Source organism: Flavobacterium sp. ACN2 (genome assembly GCF_002303885.1).
Taxonomy (GTDB): domain Bacteria; phylum Bacteroidota; class Bacteroidia; order Flavobacteriales; family Flavobacteriaceae; genus Flavobacterium.
In genome coordinates this window covers 124072-142863 of sequence record NZ_MRCM01000004.1, presented here as the reverse complement: position 1 = coordinate 142863, position 18792 = coordinate 124072, and the positions used below count along the sequence as shown (strand labels likewise).

15 protein-coding genes and 1 pseudogene are annotated in these 18792 nt (G+C 32.9%); 7 read left to right on the top strand and 9 right to left on the bottom strand.

The features are described 5' to 3' along the window. Positions 1–4 precede the first annotated feature (4 nt). On the bottom strand, positions 5–580 hold the full coding sequence (locus BSF41_RS06145; protein ID WP_095928637.1) for a TerD family protein: 576 nt from the start codon (positions 578–580) through the stop codon (positions 5–7). A 337-nt stretch (positions 581–917) separates the two neighbouring features. On the opposite strand from BSF41_RS06145, the gene BSF41_RS06140 reads away from it, so the two are divergent. Further along, positions 918–1301, top strand: coding sequence for a DUF983 domain-containing protein (locus BSF41_RS06140; protein WP_095928636.1), 384 nt, complete (start codon positions 918–920; stop codon positions 1299–1301). On the opposite strand, the gene BSF41_RS06135 is transcribed toward BSF41_RS06140, so the two are convergent. The 8 genes from BSF41_RS06135 to topA all read right to left on the bottom strand — a co-directional run bounded on the left by BSF41_RS06135 (position 1282) and on the right by topA (position 12274). Continuing rightward, complete coding sequence (locus BSF41_RS06135; RefSeq protein ID WP_095928635.1) at positions 1282–2355, bottom strand: FAD-binding oxidoreductase; 1074 nt, start codon at positions 2353–2355, stop codon at positions 1282–1284. The genes BSF41_RS06140 and BSF41_RS06135 overlap by 20 nt on opposite strands. Positions 2356–2433: 78 nt before the next feature. Continuing rightward, positions 2434–3423, bottom strand: a complete 990-nt coding sequence (gldN, locus tag BSF41_RS06130) for a gliding motility protein GldN (protein WP_095928634.1) — start codon at positions 3421–3423, stop codon at positions 2434–2436. Positions 3424–3611: 188 nt separating this feature from the next. Then, positions 3612–4601 (bottom strand): gliding motility protein GldN, encoded by a 990-nt coding sequence (gldN, locus tag BSF41_RS06125; protein WP_095928633.1) that lies wholly within the window; start codon positions 4599–4601, stop codon positions 3612–3614. 44 nt (positions 4602–4645) lie between these two features. Next, positions 4646–6187 carry a gliding motility protein GldM gene (gene gldM, locus BSF41_RS06120; protein ID WP_095928632.1) on the bottom strand — a complete coding sequence of 514 codons (1542 nt, stop codon included), beginning with the start codon at positions 6185–6187 and terminating at the stop codon, positions 4646–4648. Between the two features lie 51 nt (positions 6188–6238). Next, positions 6239–6886, bottom strand: coding sequence for a gliding motility protein GldL (gene gldL, locus BSF41_RS06115; protein ID WP_095928631.1), 648 nt, complete (start codon positions 6884–6886; stop codon positions 6239–6241). 56 nt (positions 6887–6942) lie between these two features. Continuing rightward, on the bottom strand, positions 6943–8337 hold the full coding sequence (gldK, locus tag BSF41_RS06110) for a gliding motility lipoprotein GldK (protein ID WP_095928630.1): 1395 nt from the start codon (positions 8335–8337) through the stop codon (positions 6943–6945). Positions 8338–8599: 262 nt separating this feature from the next. After that, positions 8600–9751, bottom strand: coding sequence for a formimidoylglutamase (locus tag BSF41_RS06105; RefSeq protein WP_095928629.1), 1152 nt, complete (start codon positions 9749–9751; stop codon positions 8600–8602). Between the two features lie 6 nt (positions 9752–9757). After that, the gene (gene topA / locus BSF41_RS06100; protein WP_095928628.1) at positions 9758–12274 is read right to left on the bottom strand and encodes a type I DNA topoisomerase; all 2517 of its coding nucleotides are present in this window, start codon (positions 12272–12274) and stop codon (positions 9758–9760) included. A 270-nt stretch (positions 12275–12544) separates the two neighbouring features. On the opposite strand from topA, the gene BSF41_RS06095 reads away from it, so the two are divergent. From BSF41_RS06095 to BSF41_RS06070, 6 genes and pseudogenes are all read left to right on the top strand, one after another. After that, positions 12545–13483, top strand: a complete 939-nt coding sequence (locus BSF41_RS06095; RefSeq protein WP_095928627.1) for a hypothetical protein — start codon at positions 12545–12547, stop codon at positions 13481–13483. 15 nt (positions 13484–13498) lie between these two features. After that, positions 13499–14593, top strand: a pseudogene (locus tag BSF41_RS06090) (ATP-dependent endonuclease); the annotation flags it as partial. Between the two features lie 300 nt (positions 14594–14893). Then, positions 14894–16339, top strand: a complete 1446-nt coding sequence (gene miaB / locus BSF41_RS06085) for a tRNA (N6-isopentenyl adenosine(37)-C2)-methylthiotransferase MiaB (protein ID WP_095928625.1) — start codon at positions 14894–14896, stop codon at positions 16337–16339. Positions 16340–16417: 78 nt separating this feature from the next. Next, entirely contained in the window at positions 16418–16789 is a 372-nt protein-coding gene (locus BSF41_RS06080) for a GxxExxY protein (RefSeq protein WP_095928624.1), read from the top strand. Between the two features lie 108 nt (positions 16790–16897). Then, positions 16898–18157, top strand: coding sequence for a sigma-54-dependent Fis family transcriptional regulator (locus tag BSF41_RS06075; protein WP_095928623.1), 1260 nt, complete (start codon positions 16898–16900; stop codon positions 18155–18157). Between the two features lie 81 nt (positions 18158–18238). Continuing rightward, entirely contained in the window at positions 18239–18742 is a 504-nt protein-coding gene (locus BSF41_RS06070; protein ID WP_095928622.1) for an LptE family protein, read from the top strand. The last annotated feature ends 50 nt before the right edge of the window (positions 18743–18792 follow it).

Below are 18792 nucleotides of genomic sequence, written 5' to 3'. Positions count from 1 at the left end.
TCCTTTATTTAATTATTTCTCCCGAATAATATTTCTCTAAGAAGAAACCTAAATCAGCTCTGTAGCCAATTCCTGAAGCCTCAAATCTCCAGTTACCATTTCTCTTATATAATCTTCCGAATTCAACACCTGTTTCAATAGAAAAATCTTCTCCTAATTCATATTTAGCAATCTCCTGACCATTTGAATCGTCAACAATTCTAATATAAGAATTTCGGACCTGTCCAAAGTTTTGCTTTCTGCGCTCAAAATCTTCAATTGTAACTACAAAAAGGATTTCTTCTATTGCATCGTTAATTTTAGCTAAATCTACCTTTATCGCTTCATCATCGTCTCCATCACTATTTCCTCCAGTTGGATCATCACCTGTATGCAATAAAGCTCCATCTGGAGATGATAAATTATTATAAAAAACAAAATAGCTTTCACCTAAAAGTTTTCTATCAGCATTAATCATAATGGCTGAAGCATCTAAATCAAAATCATGGCCAGTTCCTTCATTTGGATCCCATCCTAAACCAACAGTAATATTAGAGAGGCCTATATCAATTTTTTGTCCTTTTTGTAAATTTATTGCCATTATTCTATTTTATATTAAAAAAATTAACTTGCACAATAATACGAAAAAGAAGACCATTAATAATGAGGAAAACCGTAAAAGCAAAAAAATTATCAACAAATTAAAGCACAATTCTATTAAAATTGCGTTGATTTAATTTTTACATAATAAATTATTTACCAACAAAAAATTACGACAAAGATTTATCTTAAACTAATGAGAATACAAGACCGAGCAAAAAACAAACATTATTGCTATATTTACATTTTATTCTAAAAACTCAAAATTGAAATTGTAAGCACTTTTATAAAGATTAATTCTTAGTTTACAATATTTCTAAAATTACATCAGCATTAAAATGTTTAAAAGAGGTTCCAAATTAAATAGCATTATAACAGGAAGTTGTCCAAAATGCCAAAAAGAAAGCATGTATGAAGACAAAAATCCGCTTCATTTGAGTAAGGTTCTCAAAATGAACGAGCATTGCAGCCATTGCGGATTCAAATACCAAATTGAACCTTCTTTTTTTTATGGCGCAATGTACGTTAGTTACGGATTAAATGTTGCGGTAGGAATTGCTGCTTTTATTGTTTCATTTGTCTTTTTTGGAGCCACAATCGAACAAGCCTTTATTGCAATTATCTTGACATTAGTTGCATTGTTTCCTTTTGTACTTCGTCTTTCAAGAAACTTATACATTAATATGTTTGTTTCGTACGATCCTAAGGCCGGTCAGGAATAAGAGATTTTAAATATCTTTTATGGAAGCGTTTTATATCTGCTTCTTTATCTATTGGAGTTCCGCTTTCAATATTATCATACAACATTTTCGCTAAAGCCGGTCCGAGCATTACACCACGTGTCCCTAATCCGTTAAGAAGATGAATCGATTCGTATGCTTCATGAGTACCTACCAAAGGTCTTCTGTCGGCAACTGTTGGTCTAACTCCAGCAAAATGTTTTACAATTTCAAAATCGCAGGTAATAATTTCTTTAATGCGATCTAAAAGCTCTTGTTTCCCTTCTTCGGTAGGAAGATCTGTTTTGTCATGCCAATTGTAGGTAGCTCCAACTTTAAACAAATTGCCTCCTACTGGTAAAATAAAAACACTGGTATTAACAATTAAATCCAATTTCAAATCTGGCGCTTTTATTAAAAACAGTTCCCCTTTTGTTCCATCCAAAGGGAGATAATTAAAATAAGGGTTTTTATGCAATCCAAAACCCTCTGCAAAAATGATATGGCGTGCTTTAATATTTTTATACTGAATTCCTAAATCAAGAATTTCCAAGAAAGAACTATGGAAAGATTCTTCAAGAAGCAAATTATTTTCCTTTAAGTAGGTTTTATAGCTTTCTAATAGTTGTCCAGTTTTAACATAGCCTGTATGTAGAACTTCTCCATAATCATAAGGAGAATCAATACCTTGATACTTCTTAGTAATTAGTTTCGTTGATAAAAAAGGAGCCAAGTTTATTTTATCTGAAGCTGCAAACCAATTATTCTGTTCTTCAATTGAAAAAAACTTTCTAAGAATTGGCATTTTAAAATTGAATTTCTCGTTCAGTTTGTCTTCAACCTGTTGGTAAAACTCATTCATTAAAACCAAATGCTCTTTGGCGTTCCAGACTTCACTAAAACGCTTCAGAATAACGGGATTGTACAAACCTCCAGCAATTCTCGAAGAATTCTGAGATTTGTCATCAACAACTAAAATAGATTTATTGTTTTTTAAGGCGATTTCGGCAAAAGAAATTCCAGCCAATCCAGATCCGACGATTAAATAATCAAGCATTGTGAAGTGTATAGATAAAATAAAAAAAACTCTAACTACAAAGGTAGCAAGAGTTTTTCTTATTATGAGTTTATGAACTTAGTAATTCCACATATCTTCTTCAAAATTACGAATCTTCTCTTTTACTCTTTCAGATTCTAGCAATTGGCTTTGTGCATTATCTCTAATATAATCTTTAATCTCACGATCGCCATAGACGTTTTCTTCTTTATATATCACAGCATTAAAATGTCTTGAATTTAAAATCTGATCAAAGGAAATCGGCAAGGCGGAATTCTGTTCATTAAAAGCTTTTCCTTCATGCAGTACTTCTCGGGCATTGGGAAAGAAAACCCAGAATAGCTCAATATAATCTTTTTCATCACTATTCATAGTATAAACATCGGGCGTTACTGGGCAAATTCCCAGAAGGCGATATTTTAATGCACTTTCCCTCTTATCAAAATACCAAAATCCTTTAATTTTATATTGACTTACATCAGCCGCCGTAAGATCTTGCTTCAAAATATATTCGGCCGGAACTGTTCTAGTTGGTCCTACCGTTTGGTCTACATAATTGACTTTCTTATTTTTTCCAGAACCTGTAACCACTTTCTTCTTAACAACACGCGTTCTATAATCATCAGGATATTGATTAATAAGTTCTCTACCCGCATCTGTTGTATCAACACGAGACAAAGATCCTTGAATGTCTTTTAAAGTCTTTTTTGTATTAAAATAACTGTCTGTATAAACTTCTGTTATTTTACCGTTTCTCATTGCTTTGGTTAGAATATCATAAAGCGAACGTCTATCTGGACCAATATTGGCCGTATCAACCGGAAAATATAACGGAAAATTTATCTTTTCATTTAAATCTATAATTTCCCAAACCATCTTTCCCATCAAAACATCTCGATCATCAACATAACCATACGCTAGAGGTTTATCATTATCAGATATCATTTGAGCGGGTGTCTTATACCCTATCTGATCAGCAGTTTTGGCATTAAGTAAATTAGACTGAGCATTAGAAGATATGCCTCCAAGAACAGTAACAATAGCGATTAATAAATTTCTTACTTTCATCATGATAATTTTTACAAGACATTAAACGAAATTTTATCATAAATATTGTTATTTTTCTTACATAAATATAAAATAATATATCTTACCTACATTAGGCAGCTATATTAACATATTAACATATTGACATAAAAAAAAACTCTTACTACAAAGGTAGTAAGAGTTTTTTAATTATCATGCTATGTATCAACTTAATAGTTCCACATATCTTGTTCGAAGTTGCGAATTTTTTCTTTCACTCTTTCAGATTCCAACAACTGATTTTGTGCGTTGTCTTTCATATAATCGCTAATTGCTCTGTCTCCATAAAGATTTTCTTCTTTGTAAACAACAGCATTAAAACGTCTTGAATTTAAAATCTGATCGAATGAAATTGGAAGAGCTGAGTTGTTGTCATTGAAAGCTTTTGCTTCATGCAATGCTTCTCTGGCATTTGGGAAGAATACCCAAAACAATTCAATATAATCCTTTTCATCACTATTCATTGTATAAACGTCTGGAGTTACAGGACAAATTCCTAGTAAACGATATTTTAATTCACTTTGACGTTTATCAAAATACCAGTATCCTTTAATTTTATACTGAGTAACATCTGCAGCAGTAAGATCTTGTTTTAAGATATATTCAGCAGGAACAGTTCTTGTTGGCCCAACTGTCTCTTCAACATAAGAAACTGATTTATTTTTACCTTTACCTGAAACAACTTTTTTCTTCACAACACGTGATTTATAGTCATCTGGATATTGGTTAATTAACTCTCTACCTGCATCTGTTGTATCAATACGAGATAATGAGCCCTCGATGTCCTTCATAGATTTTTTAGTATTGAAATAACTGTCAGTATAAACTTCGGTAACTTTTCCACCTTTAATAGCTTTAGTTAAAACGTCATAAAGAGAACGTCTGTTAGGACCAATATTAGCTGTATCTACTGGAAAATATAATGGAAAGTTGATTTTTTCATTTAAATCAATGATCTCCCATGTTGTTTTTCCCATCAAGATATCTCTATCATCTACATAACCATAAGCCAATGGCTTATCATTATCAGATATTAATTGAGCAGGAGTTTTAAGTCCAATCTGAGCAGGAGTTTTAGCGTTTAGCAAATTAGATTGCGCATTAGAAGCAAAACCTCCAGCGATAGAAACAATAGCTATTAAAAAATTTCTTACTTTCATCGTGGTATCGTTATAAGATATTGAATGTAGCTTACACTACTTTATTATTGTATTTCGTAAATTACAGGAGCAGTTCTTGGTAATAAATAACTACCAGCTCCAACAAGTTTAGTTTTAATTTCAGAAATAGTAACTTGGTCTCCTTTACCTGCTCTTGAAAGTACTTGTTTACATTGTGCATTCATTTTGTTTCCTGTAACAACAACTGTAGGTTGTCCAGCAATTTTCATATTGAATCCAACAACATCTAAACCAACTTCAAAATCAAAATCAAGAAGTTTAGCGCCAATAGTAGCAATCTCTAAGTTAGATTTAGGACCTTTAACAACTCCCATCTCACCTCTAATTGTTCCTGTTGGACCAGGAATACCTTTAATTCTGAATGTTTTCTTATCAGTTACTTTGTCACCGTTTGGTAAAGTACCTGTTACAGAAATTGTAGTTTCAGTACCTTGACCTGGGCTCATGTTATATTTTCCTGGTTTTCCAGCAGAAGCTAAACCTGGAGCACTTGCAACAATTTTGTTTGCATCAACACCAGCAAAAGATACAGAGATTGGGTTAACAACTCCTCTATATACTACGTTCATTTTGTCTGCAGAAATTGTAGCAGCGTTTGGTCTTGGAACTACAACATATTTTCCAGAGAATTTTAAAGGAATATTTTTTCCATCCTCTAAGAAAGTAAATTGTCCGTTGATGTCTTGTTCTCCAACTCCACCTGCAGTTAAAGAGATAACAGCTTGTCCGTTCACAATTTGTCCTGGACCTTGAAAAGAAGTTGGTGTAGTATTTTCATCATAACGACCCAAAACAACTTTACCTGTAACTTTTTCTCCTTGGAAATAAGCATTTTTATCTAAAACAACGATTGCTTGGTAGTTGCTGTAAGAAGCAGCTGCAACTGCAGCTTTACCTAAAGCACTGTTGTAAACGTCTGTTTCAACTTTTTTAACGTCATTCTGCCAAGCTGAAAGTTTTGCAGCTGTAGCAATTGCAGGGAATCCTTTAAAGTGGTACGCTAAGTATTTTTCTTTAATCCCTTCTTTGTTTTTAACATCAGAAACATCAAATTTCTTTTCAACCTCAGAAATGATTGACGCGTATTTTTTGTCTGTTCCTAAAGCCGCTTTAATATCAGCTTTATATTTTTCGATTTTAGATATAATTTCGTTACCTTTTTTAGTGTAACCGTCTCCTGTAAACCAGTCGTCGATATTATCTCCTCTATCCATAGACTCGTAAGGCATTTTTCCTGTTGCTTTATCAACTTCGAAACCTTTAACTGCCTGAGCTTTTAGAGTAGCTATATAATCATAAAAATCTTTTGTAATTGTTTCAACTTTGTGAGCTGTTACTGCAGCAATAGCAAATTCTCCTTTTGCTTCAGCAGCTTTTTGATCTAAAGAGCTTAATAAACCAGCGTTTGACTCTATAGAACTAGTGTTTGCACCTTCGAATTTTTCATTCATCAAACCAAAAGCAGAAATTACTTCTTTTGATACGTTCATTGCTAACATTGCGATGAAAACCAGGTACATCAGGTTAATCATCTTCTGTCTAGGGGTTAATTTTCCTCCTGCCATTTTTCTTTAATTAGTTCTTATTAATAAATTTAATATTTAGTTAAAAACTAATTATCCTTTGTTACTCATTGCAGAAAGCATACCACCGTAAACACTGTTTAAAGAAGCAATGTTTGCTGTCATAGAAGCCATTTGTTCTTTTAATTTTGTAGCGTTTTCAGCAATTTCTTTGTTAGCCTCAGCATTTCTAGAAGCACTTTCCAATTGTACTTTGTACAAACCGTTTAATGATTCCATTTGAGTAGCAGCCAAAGTTAATTCATCAGAATATTTCTTTTGTCCAGCGATTGAATCTACAGTTGGAGCAATTCCTTTAGCAGCAGATTCGAAATTTTTGATGCTGTTTCCTAAACTTGACATTAATTCACCGTCAATTTTAGCTTCTTTTAATAATGTGTCTAATTTTTGAGATAATAATCCTTGAGCATCAGTTGCAGATTCAGGTTTAGCTTTTTTCTCTCTTGCTTGTCCATTAGCTAATTCTGGGTAAACTAGAGTCCAATCTAGTTCTTCTTCAACTGGTTCGAAAGCAGAAAGCGCAAAAATTAACGCCTCAGTAACTAATCCTACTGAAAGCATAACTGTACCTGTTAATGGTCCAATCTCAAAGTGAGTAATTTTGAATAACGCTCCAACGATTACCACTGCCGCTCCCATACCATAAGCGAAATTCATTGCTTTTTTACTTAATAATGCCATAATACTTTTTTTTTAGGTTTAAAATAGATTTGTTGGATATTGATAAAATTATAAAATTACTTTTTTCTGTTTCCTGTAACTTGAGTACCCATGTAATCTTGTACAGTTCTGAATCCGATATAACTTCTAGCAGAATCAGCATATTCGTGGTCACGAGTACTTACCTGTAGGAAATAAGCAACGTCTTTCCAAGAACCTCCACGAACAACTTTTCTTTGATTTTTACCATCAATTACGTTTGGATTCATTGTAGAAACATATTCGTATGCGTTTGGATTGTAAGCTGAATCTGTCCACTCTGAAACGTTTCCTGCCATATTGTATAATCCATAACCATTTACGTCATATGATTTTGCTTCTACTGTATATAAAGCTTCATCAGCAGCATAATCTCCTCTACTTGGTTTAAAGTTTGCTAAGAAACAACCTCTATCACTTTTAGTATAAGGACCTCCCCAAGGGTAAGTAGCAGATTCCAGACCTCCTCTAGCAGCGTATTCCCACTCTGCCTCAGTTGGTAATCTGAAAGAGTTTACAAGATCACGTCCTTTTTTCTTAGATTTAATATAACTGTTTTTGTTTAAAGTTCTCCAAGCACAGAATGCTTTAGCTTGTTTCCAAGTAACACCAACTACAGGATAATCTCCATAAGCTTTGTGCCAGAAATAATCGTTGTGCATTGGCTCATTATATGAGTATGCGAAATCTTTGATCCAAACTGCAGTATCAGGATAAACATTTACCTGTTCTGTTTTTACGAAGTCACTTCTTTTTCCAACTTTAGCTTTTGCAGCAGCTTGAATATCCATCCAAGAATAACGGAATTTCAATTTATTCACATCAATTGTTCTTAAACCATTGTATGATTCTTCAATTGGCAAATACATAGAATCCATTACTTCAGCGTAATACTCGTCTGGATATGCTTTTGTATCTTTGATTAACTTAACTTTTCTGTTTAATTTTCTTCCAGCATATGGATCATCTTTTGTACCAACACTATAATAGTTGTCATACATATATTTATCATAAGCTGTCATTTTTTCTGGATCAGAATCATTAAAAGCGTAATCAGCAATGCTTCCGCCTTTTTTACCTTTTCCATCAGTAGCTTTCTGTCCAGTTTCATCTGCTAAGATTGCTAAACGAACTCTCATTGTAGAATCTTTCACCCATTCTACGAATTGACGATATTCACTATTTGTAATTTCTGTTTCATCCATATAGAATGAACGCACGGTTACAGTTTTAGTTGGAGCATCTTCTACGTTAGCTAAATCAGCATCTGATTTACCCATAATAAAAGATCCGCCCGGAACTAATGTCATTCCATAAGGCTTCTCGGGATGCCATTTCCCTCCTGTAACACCAACTAATTCACCTTTGTCACCTGACTTACCACAGCCGATTACTAGTGTTAACATTGCTGCAAATGCAATAAACTTCTTCATATAAATTTGGGATTATCTATTCATTATTAAAAGTCCGTAAACGTATTTATTATTTATCTAAAAAACAATACTACTTGCGAATTTATTTTACCGTTCAAAAATAATGTTAAATAAAATAAAAAAAAAATATTTTATCGATAAACTGTTCTAAAAAATCGATGTAAAACGTTAATTTTTATATATTATACATATTTTCTTACTAATTAATTTTAACTATTTTAAACAAGTTTTAAAAATTTAAGATTTCGCTTAAATTTTCGAACTACAAAGCGTTTTTTCGTTGCGCTTTCCACCATCTTTCTGGCAATTCTTGATTGCAAGCCGACAAATATTCGTCGTAAGAACACGGTAATAACGTATTTCTTTTCAATTTATTGTTGCCGTTTGATTCAAATGGAATTTCTATCCACCAACGATCTGTTTTATCGCTTTTATAGAATATCAATTCTTCATCATCCAGCGGAACTATATACTTTAAATAGTTTGCTCGGCTTCCAAATGGATATTCTTTTGAGCGATAGTGATAGCCTTCAATAAAATACCAAACAATTTGCGCAATAATAGCCGACTCCGCCGTTGTACTGTTATGATTAAATATTCCAAATGAAGAAACTTTATCACTAATACCAGCATATCTTGCTAAAGCACAAATTTCTTTTCCATTAAATCCGTTTGGCTCAAAAGTAACCATGTTTGCTGAAGCAGAAGACTTTACAGAATTCAAATCAATACTAACCAAGTCTGCATCTCTGAAAACCGGCTCAGCCAAAGTGATTTTGTTTGAAATTTCGCCCAAACGATATGCATCAAAGAATAACTTTTCGATTAAGTCAATTTCTTCTTGCGAATTATAATAGGTCTGATACCCTATATTACAGTAATTGAAAAGGTTATTTGGCTCATCAATAATAATTTTTGTCAGGTACGAATTAGCCGAAACTGATTCATTTTCCTTACCAAAATCAAATCTATTATCAACTGCAACCAAATTTACCATTTGCTCTAAATCATCGTAAGCACGATACAAAGCATAGGTCAAATCCTGAGAACCTCCCAGGACTATAGGAATGACTTTATTCTTAATTAATGCTGCCGTAACCTTCTTTAATGCATAATAAGTATCCTCTACAGAATCGCCTGCAAGTATATCTCCAAGGTCTGCAATTGAAGCATCCCAGTTGCCAGGAAACATTCCGTAAAGCTTTTTACGTACAGCAGAAAGATTAACTTCGTTAATCATATTGATATTTGTACGGTCTTCTAAAACACCAATTATAGCAATATTAATCTGTGCAATATCAGGAAACTGATCTTGGGTATGAAAGACAACTTTGCTTCCAAGCTCTTGTGAAGACAGTGCGCCGACGAATTTTACAATTGCGTCATTAACTGGTTCTAGAAAATCAAATTCCATTTATACTTATTTCTTTTTAGCAGCTGTTTTTTTAGCTGGAGCTTTTTTAGCCGTTGTTGTTTTTTTAGCAGCAGTTTTCTTTGCTGGTGTTTTTGCCGCGATCATTTCTTGAACTTGAGCCAATGTTAATTTCGTTGCATCAACATCTTTACTTAATTCAATTTTGATTTTTCCTTTCAGAATCACAGAGCGTCCCCAACGGGCTTTTTCTACTACAATTCCTTCTTCTTCCCAATTATGGATAACCTTATCAATGTTTTTCTGAAGTTTATCTTCGATCAACTCTTCAACATCAGCTTGAGAAAGATTATCAAAATTGTATTTCTTACTTACGTTTACAAAAAGTCCGTTCCATTTAATGAATGGTCCAAAACGTCCCACTCCTTTTTGAACAGCTTCTCCTTTATAAACTGCAATTGGAGCATCAGCAAGTGCTTTTTCGTCAATTAATTCCTGAGCTCTTTCTTTAGAAACACTTAGCGGATCTTCTCCTCTAGGCAGTGAAATAAAAACGCTTCCGTGACGAACGTAAGGACCGTAACGGCCATTGCTCACTTCCACTTCTTCTCCTTTATATTCACCTAAACTTTTTGGAAGCAAGAACAAATTCAAAGCTTCTTCTAATGTTATATTTCCAATATTCTGATCTGCCATTAAGCTAGCAAACTTTTTATCTTCATCGTCTGCTTCTCCAATTTGAGCCATTGGCCCAAATTTTCCTAAACGAACAGAAACTTGTCTTCCGTCTGCATCTTTTCCTAGAATTCTTTCACCACTTTCGCGTTCAGCATTTGCTTCAACTTCTTTTACATTTGGGTGGAATTTGTTGTAGAAATCCTGCATCATTTTTGCCCAGTCAATATTTCCTTCGGCGATTTCGTCAAAATCTTGCTCAACTTTTGCAGTGAAATTATAATCTAGAATGTTTCCGAAATTCTTCACTAAGAAATCTGTAACAATAGTTCCGATATCTGTTGGAACCAATTTTCCTTTATCAGAACCTGTATTTTCTTTCAGAAGCTTCTCTCCTACTTTACTGTTTTGCAAAGTAAGTTGTGTATAATTACGTTCTACACCCTCAAGAGTTCCTTTTTCAACGTAATTTCTATTGATAATTGTCGAAATAGTTGGTGCGTATGTAGATGGACGACCAATTCCAAGCTCCTCTAATTTTTTAACCAAAGATGCCTCAGTGTAACGTGCAGGTGGTCTTGAATATCGTTCTGTGGCTGTAATATAGTTATTCGCCAGTTTTTCGTTTACTTTTAAAGCCGGAAGCATTCCTTCTTGCTCTTCCTCATCATCATCATGACCTTCTAAGTACACCTTTAAGAAACCTTCAAAAAGCAATACTTCTCCAGAAGCTGTAAAAATTTCGCTGTGATTATCTGCTTCGATTTTTACGTTTGTTCTTTCCAATTGTGCGTCGCTCATTTGCGAAGCCAAAGTTCTTTTCCAGATCAAATCGTATAAGCGAGCTTGGTCACGGTCAATATTTACGGTGTGACGAGACATATCAGTCGGACGAATTGCTTCGTGCGCTTCTTGTGCTCCTTTACTTTTATTAGCAAAAACTCTCGGTTTAGAGAATTCTTTTCCGTAAGATTTGATAATTTCTGCTTGTGCAGCATCCATTGCTTCTTTAGAAAGGTTTACCGAGTCGGTTCTCATATAAGTAATAAGTCCCGCTTCGTATAGACGCTGTGCTAATTGCATGGTAATTCCAACTGGCAAGTACAATTTTCTTGCTGCTTCTTGCTGCAATGTAGAGGTTGTAAAAGGCGCTGTTGGAGATTTTTTGGTAGGTTTAGTTTCTAAATCAGCTACCTTATATTTAGAACCGATGTTTTGATTTAAGAAATCTTCGGCTTCTTTTTTAGTATTGAAGTTTTTTGGAAGTTTTGCTTTGAAAGCTTTTCCTGCTTCGTTTACAAATTCTGCAACAATTGAGTACGTTGCAACTGCATTGAAGTTTTGAATTTCGCGTTCTCTTTCTACAATTAAACGTACAGAAACTGACTGTACACGACCAGCTGAAAGTCCGCCTTTAATTTTTCTCCATAAAACTGGAGATAATTCGTAACCCACTAAACGGTCTAAAACACGACGTGCTTGTTGTGCGTTTACTAAATTATAATCAATTTCTCTTGGATTATCGATTGCCTTAAGAATCGCAGATTTTGTGATCTCGTGAAAAACAATTCGTTTGGTCTTTTTTCTATCTAGCTTTAATTCTTCCGCCAAGTGCCATGAAATAGCCTCTCCCTCGCGGTCCTCATCGGATGCTAACCAAACCGTTTCGGCATTTTTAGAAAGTGACTTCAGCTTCGTTACCAAGGCTTTTTTATCCGGAGAAACTTCATATTTAGGTTTAAAACCATTTTCTACATCTACTCCTATTTCCTTTGATGGTAAGTCTGCTATGTGTCCATAACTTGACTCCACCTGAAAATCACTCCCAAGAAATTTCTCGATCGTTTTCGCCTTTGCAGGTGACTCCACTATTACTAAATTCTTTGCCATTGCTCTATTTTTCTGCAACAAAAGTATTTATTTTTTTTAAATATTAACCTTACGAATGCATTTTTGAGGTATTTTGATATTATGAAACTTAAAATTGCAGATTTATCTGTAATAATCTCGATAATATATATAGGTATAACTTTTAGTGATTTTTAACCAAGAAATCCCTTTTAATTTTAGATTCTAGATTAAATAATATTTTTTTTATAAGTTTAGAATGTCTTAAAAGAATAATTCCATTTTTAGTTTAAACATTTCAATCATCTAGCAATGAATAAATATGACCTTTTATTACACAAGTCAGAACAACTTGATTTTAACGATTATTCTTTATTCAATGAAGAAGAATCTATTCAAATATTACCAAACTTTAATACAATAAATATTTTTGTTGGATCAAACAATAGCGGAAAAAGTAGATTTATAAGAGCATTGATGAAACAAAATACAAATTCTGGAATATTTGATTTGAATATTTTAGAGGAGAAAATTGAAAATTACAACACAAGCCTATTAAATCTGAATATTGACTGGATAAAAGATCCTAACATATATTCAAGTTCCATACATCCGTTTATTACTGAAAATTTTAAGCTTGAAATATTACCATTAGACTTACAAAAGGATGACTATTTCAAAACAACCTTTATAGGAAAGTTTGAAAATCAAAAAAAACTTTTAAATGACCTTCATGCGATACATTTCAGCACTATACAAAATTATTATATTGATGCAAAGTACAACATACGTGTAAATATACCTTCTAACTTTAAACAATTACTAGCTGAAACTATTTTTTTAAATGAAGAGATTACTACTTTTTACAAAGTTAAAATCATAGGAACCAAATTAAATTATTTAATCCCAACACTTAGAACAGCTCATTCTCTTTTTGAAGAAAAAGAAATTGGAAATAATGATTACTGCAAGATTAAAAAAAATATTTTTTTAGATACAATTACAAAAAATTATAATTTAAGCTCTTTTAAAAGTATAGAACCAACTATTAAAGAAAAACAAGAGTCTTCAGAAAAAAAAATATACACTTTTACAGGACTAGATCTCTACAATCAAATTGTTAACGCTCGAAATGGCTTAAAAGAAGAGAGAAAAAGATTTGATGAGTTTGAAAAATTCATAGGAAAAGAATTTTTTAATAGCGAACCTATAGATATTGTAGCACAATTCAACATTAATGAAAAACATTAAAACAATGATAAAAATGAAATTATCAATATTCATATAAAAGACAAAAGCAACTATCTCCACGATCTAGGAGATGGTATACAATCTTTGATTATATTAATGTATACGATATTTATCGCTCCTGAAAACACAATGGTTTTTATTGATGAGCCTGAATTGAATTTACACCCAGGAATGCAACGATTATTCCTCGAACAAATAACAAACAACCCTGCCTTAACGAAGAAAAAACTAACCTATGTAATTGCTACTCATTCTAATCATTTATTAGATTTAACAATAGAAAAAGACAATATTTCTGTTTATTCATTTTCCAAAAAAGAAAATGGTAAATTCCAAATCAAAAATGTTAATGCAGGAAACAATGAAATAATAAGAGAATTGGGTGTTAATAATTCTTCAGTATTTCTTGCCAATTCAAGTATTTGGGTTGAAGGTATATCAGATAGAAATTATATCAAAGCTTTTCTTATTGCTTATTGCAATTCTGAAAAAAAGTCCATGCCACGTGAAGATATTGACTTTGCCTTCCTTGAATATGCTGGATCAAACTTAGTACACTATGAATTTAGTTATGAAGAAAACGACAACATTAAAGCTTTTGCTTTAAATAATAAGATTTTCATTCTTGCTGATAATGATTCTGGAAAAGAAGAAAAACATGAAAAACATAAAGAACTTTGTGAATTAAATCCTGAAAATTTAAAATACAAATCAACGAGTCCGTATCGAGAAATCGAAAACTTATTAAGTGGTGAAATATGGTCAAAAACGATGATTGAATTATGCAATAAAAATAAAATCAAAAAGGAAGAAGAAAAAATATCAGTTCAAGAATCCATAAATAATAAAATTGCAAAAACTAATCTTGAAAACTATAAAGATAAATATATTGGAGAGTATCTTAAAGCATTAAAAATATCTGAGTTAAACGATGTTTTTGAATCTTCTGGAAAAACCCCCAAATCACTTAAAAGTGAGTACAAAGCTTATTTAAGTAAAATAATTTTAGACAAAACAATCAACAAAGAGATTACTTGGGAAGATTTTTCAAAAAATGAAACCGTAAAGATTATAACTGAAGAAATATTTGAATTTATACTGAAGAAATAACTCTCCTACCATATAAGCTGATAGCCCAGATTGCAACGGAAAGCCCGGAGTAAAAAAAGCAAAAGTTTCTTGTTTTAAAAAAGCGACCAAAGGAAGCTCTTTTTGAAACATTAGAAACTTTGCTTTTTTTATGAGGACTTGAAGTGGAAAGCTGGAAATAGCTCCTAAAATATTGTAAAAACGTAAAAGAGAAATATAAAATACTATTAATCAACATTTCTCAAAACATTGTTAATTCTTTATCTGACATCTTGTCATATTAGATTCAATTACGCTATCTTTGCACTTTGAATTTTTACAATGGAAAAGATTATTGAAGAAAGCAAACAGGGCGAAAGTCTTGTTTTGGAAAATAAACCTGAGAATACTAAAAAACTATTTATAGAAAGTTACGGTTGTGCGATGAATTTTTCGGACAGTGAAGTCGTAGCTTCCATCTTGTCTGACGGAGGTTATAACACTACTTCTGTTCTAGAAGAAGCCGATTTGGTTTTGGTGAACACTTGCTCTATTAGAGATAAAGCAGAACAGACTATTCGCAAGCGTTTAGAGAAATACAATGCAGTAAAACGCACGAATCCAAAAATGAAGGTAGGCGTTTTGGGCTGTATGGCGGAGCGTTTGAAAAGCCAATTTCTAGAAGAAGAAAAAATCGTTGACTTAGTTGTTGGTCCAGATGCTTATAAAGATCTTCCGAATTTATTGGCTGAAGTTGAAGAAGGACGTGATGCCATTAATGTAATTTTATCAAAAGAAGAAACGTATGGAGATATTTCACCCGTACGTTTAATGAGTAACGGAATTACAGCTTTGGTTTCGATTACTCGTGGATGCGATAATATGTGTACGTTCTGTGTTGTGCCTTTTACACGCGGACGCGAACGCAGTCGTGAACCACAGAGTATTATGGTTGAAATTCAGGATTTATGGAACAAAGGCTATAAAGAAGTTACTCTTTTAGGCCAAAACGTTGACAGCTACCTTTGGTATGGCGGCGGTTTGAAAAAGGATTTTATAAACGCTTCTGAAATGCAGAAAGCAACTGCGGTTGATTTTGATCAATTGCTAGAAATGGTTGCTGTTGGTTTTCCAAAAATGCGTATTCGATTTTCGACTTCTAATCCGCAAGATATGCACGAAAGCATTCTGCATGTTATTGCGAAATATCCAAACATCTGTAAACATATTCACTTACCGGTTCAATCTGGAAGTAATAGAATTTTAAAAGAAATGAATCGTCTGCATTCTCGTGAAGAATATATGGCTTTGATTGATAAAATTAAGGCAATTATTCCTGATGCTTCGATTTCGCAAGATATGATTGCTGGTTTCCCAACAGAAACTGAAGAAGACCACCAAGATACAATGAGCTTGATGGAATATGTAAAATATAATTTCGGTTATATGTATTCGTATTCTGAGCGCCCTGGAACTTTGGCAGGGAGAAAAATGAAAGATGATGTGGAGGAAGAAACTAAAGCAAGAAGATTACAAGAAATCGTTGATTTACAACAAAAACATGCTTGGTTTAGAAGCGAAGAATTTGTTGGAAAAACAGTTGAAGTTTTAGTCGAGAAAGTTTCTAAAAAATCAAAAGACGAATTTTCTGGAAGAAACTCTCAAAGTATTACGGTTGTTTTCCCAAAAGAGAATTATAAAATTGGAGATTTCGTAAATGTAAAAATCACAAGCTGTACAAGTGGAACTTTAAAAGGTGAAGCGGTTGGTTTGAGTAGCATGAATTAATTTTTTTTGCCACGAATTTCACAAATTTACACGAATTTTCTTTCAAAAATTTCTATAGATTTGCTTTAAAAACAAATCATGGAATTATATAGAAAAGAAGAATATTATAAAATTGTTGGGCTTTGTATGGAAGTACATAGAATTTTAGGTGGTGGCCTATTGGAAATTGTTTACAAAGATGCATTAGAATATGAATTTAGAAAACATAGTATTCCTTACGAACGTGAAAAAGAATATAACATTCAATATAAAGAAATTGTCTTAGCACATAAATTCTTTGCTGATTTTGTTGTCTATGACGAAATCATTTTAGAAGTAAAAGCATCAAAAGAAATCATTGATGAATATACTGCTCAAACAATAAATTATTTAAAGCTAGCTGATAGTGATTTAGGAATTATCGTTAATTTTAATAAAAAGACATTACAACACAAAAGAGTTATTCATTGACACAATTTCAAAAATTCGAGAAATTCGAGAAATTCGTGGCAAACAAAAATACAAGCCAAAGTTTTAGGCAAAACCTAAAACAAACAAAAAACTTGAAACAAAATCGATATGGAAACAGTTCAAGCAATAAAACAGCGATTTGAGATTATTGGTAATGATCCAAAATTAAATCGTGCTATCGAAAAAGCCATTCAGGTTGCTCCAACTGATATTTCGGTTATGGTAACTGGGGAAAGTGGTGTTGGTAAAGAAAATATTCCTAGAATTATACATTCGCTTTCGCACAGAAAGCATGGTAAATATATTGCCGTAAACTGCGGTGCAATTCCAGAAGGAACTATTGACAGTGAACTTTTTGGTCACGAAAAAGGAGCTTTTACAGGCGCAACAAGCACGCGTGAAGGTTATTTTGAAGTGGCTGATGGCGGAACAATATTTCTTGATGAAGTTGGAGAATTACCATTAACAACTCAAGTAAGATTACTTCGTGTTTTGGAAAATGGTGAATTTATAAAAGTAGGATCTTCTCAGGTTCAAAAAACGAATGTGAGAATTGTTGCAGCAACCAACGTGAATTTATTTAATGCTATTGAAAAAGGTAAATTCCGTGAAGATTTGTATTATCGTTTAAGCACAGTCGAAATTACTTTACCTCCATTAAGAGAAAGAAACGACGATATCCATTTGTTGTTTAGAAAGTTTGTAGCCGATTTTGCTCATAAATACAAAATGCCTCCTTTAAGACTGGATGATGATGCTGTTCAGCTTTTGCAGAAATTCAGATGGAGCGGAAATATTCGTCAGCTTCGAAATGTGGCAGAACAAATTTCAGTTTTAGAAACTAATCGTGATATTACCTTAGCTACTTTACAATCTTATTTGCCTGCCGAAGGAAGCAATTTACCTTCAGTTATTAACGACAGCAAAAAAGAAAGTGATTTTAGTACCGAAAGAGATATTTTGTACAAAGTGCTTTTTGATATGAGAAGCGATTTGAACGACTTGAAAAAACTGACTCTCGAATTGATGAAAAATGGGACTTCTAAAGTTCAAGACATTAACCCGAATTTGATCCAGAAAATTTACGGAAATCAGCAAAATGATAGCGAGATTGATTTTGAAGAAGAGCCAAGAACCGCTGTTGTGACCTCTCCTGTTGTTCGTGAAGATAATTATCAGATGCAAGACGATAATTATTTATTTGCTGAAACTATCGAGGAGGAAGAAATTTTACGTTTGGAGCAGAAAGAAATCGAAATGATCAAAAAATCATTAGAAAAAAATAAAGGAAAACGTAAAGCCGCTGCTGATGAATTAGGTATCTCTGAAAGAACTTTATACCGTAAAATCAAGCAATTCGACCTATAATAAATCTCAATTTTTAAATCCCAAATCCCAAATTACTATATTTGGCGAAATTTGGAATTTGGAATTTGACTAATACACATTATGAAAAAAATATATTCTCTTTTCGCACTATTAAGCCTTTTTATGTTGAGTGGCTGTTCTGTTTACAACTTTACAGGAACTGGAAAAATCGATGCCAAAACATTTCAGGTTAACTTCTTTCAGAATAATGCAGATTTGATTGAACCAGGAATCGATAGAACTTTTACTTTGGCTTTGCAGGATTTGATTATGAATCAGACCAACTTAAACTTGGTTAGCAATAGTGGCGATTTGGTTTACGAAGGTGAAATTACAGATTACCGAATTACACCAATGACAGCAACTGCAGATCAGCAGGCAGCACAAAACCGTTTATCTATTCGTGTAAATGTGCGTTTTACAAACAAAAAGAAAGAAACAGACGATTTTGAAAAATCTTTTGAATTCTATTATGATTTCCCTGGACGTGATCTTCCAACAGGGTCTGTTTTAAACGAGGCAATCAGAGTAATTTTTGAAAGAATCACGCAAGATATCTTTAATCAATCATTGGCAAAATGGTAGTTTCACCTGTTTGTTTAGTCGTTAAACTATAAAACCGTTTAATCGATAAA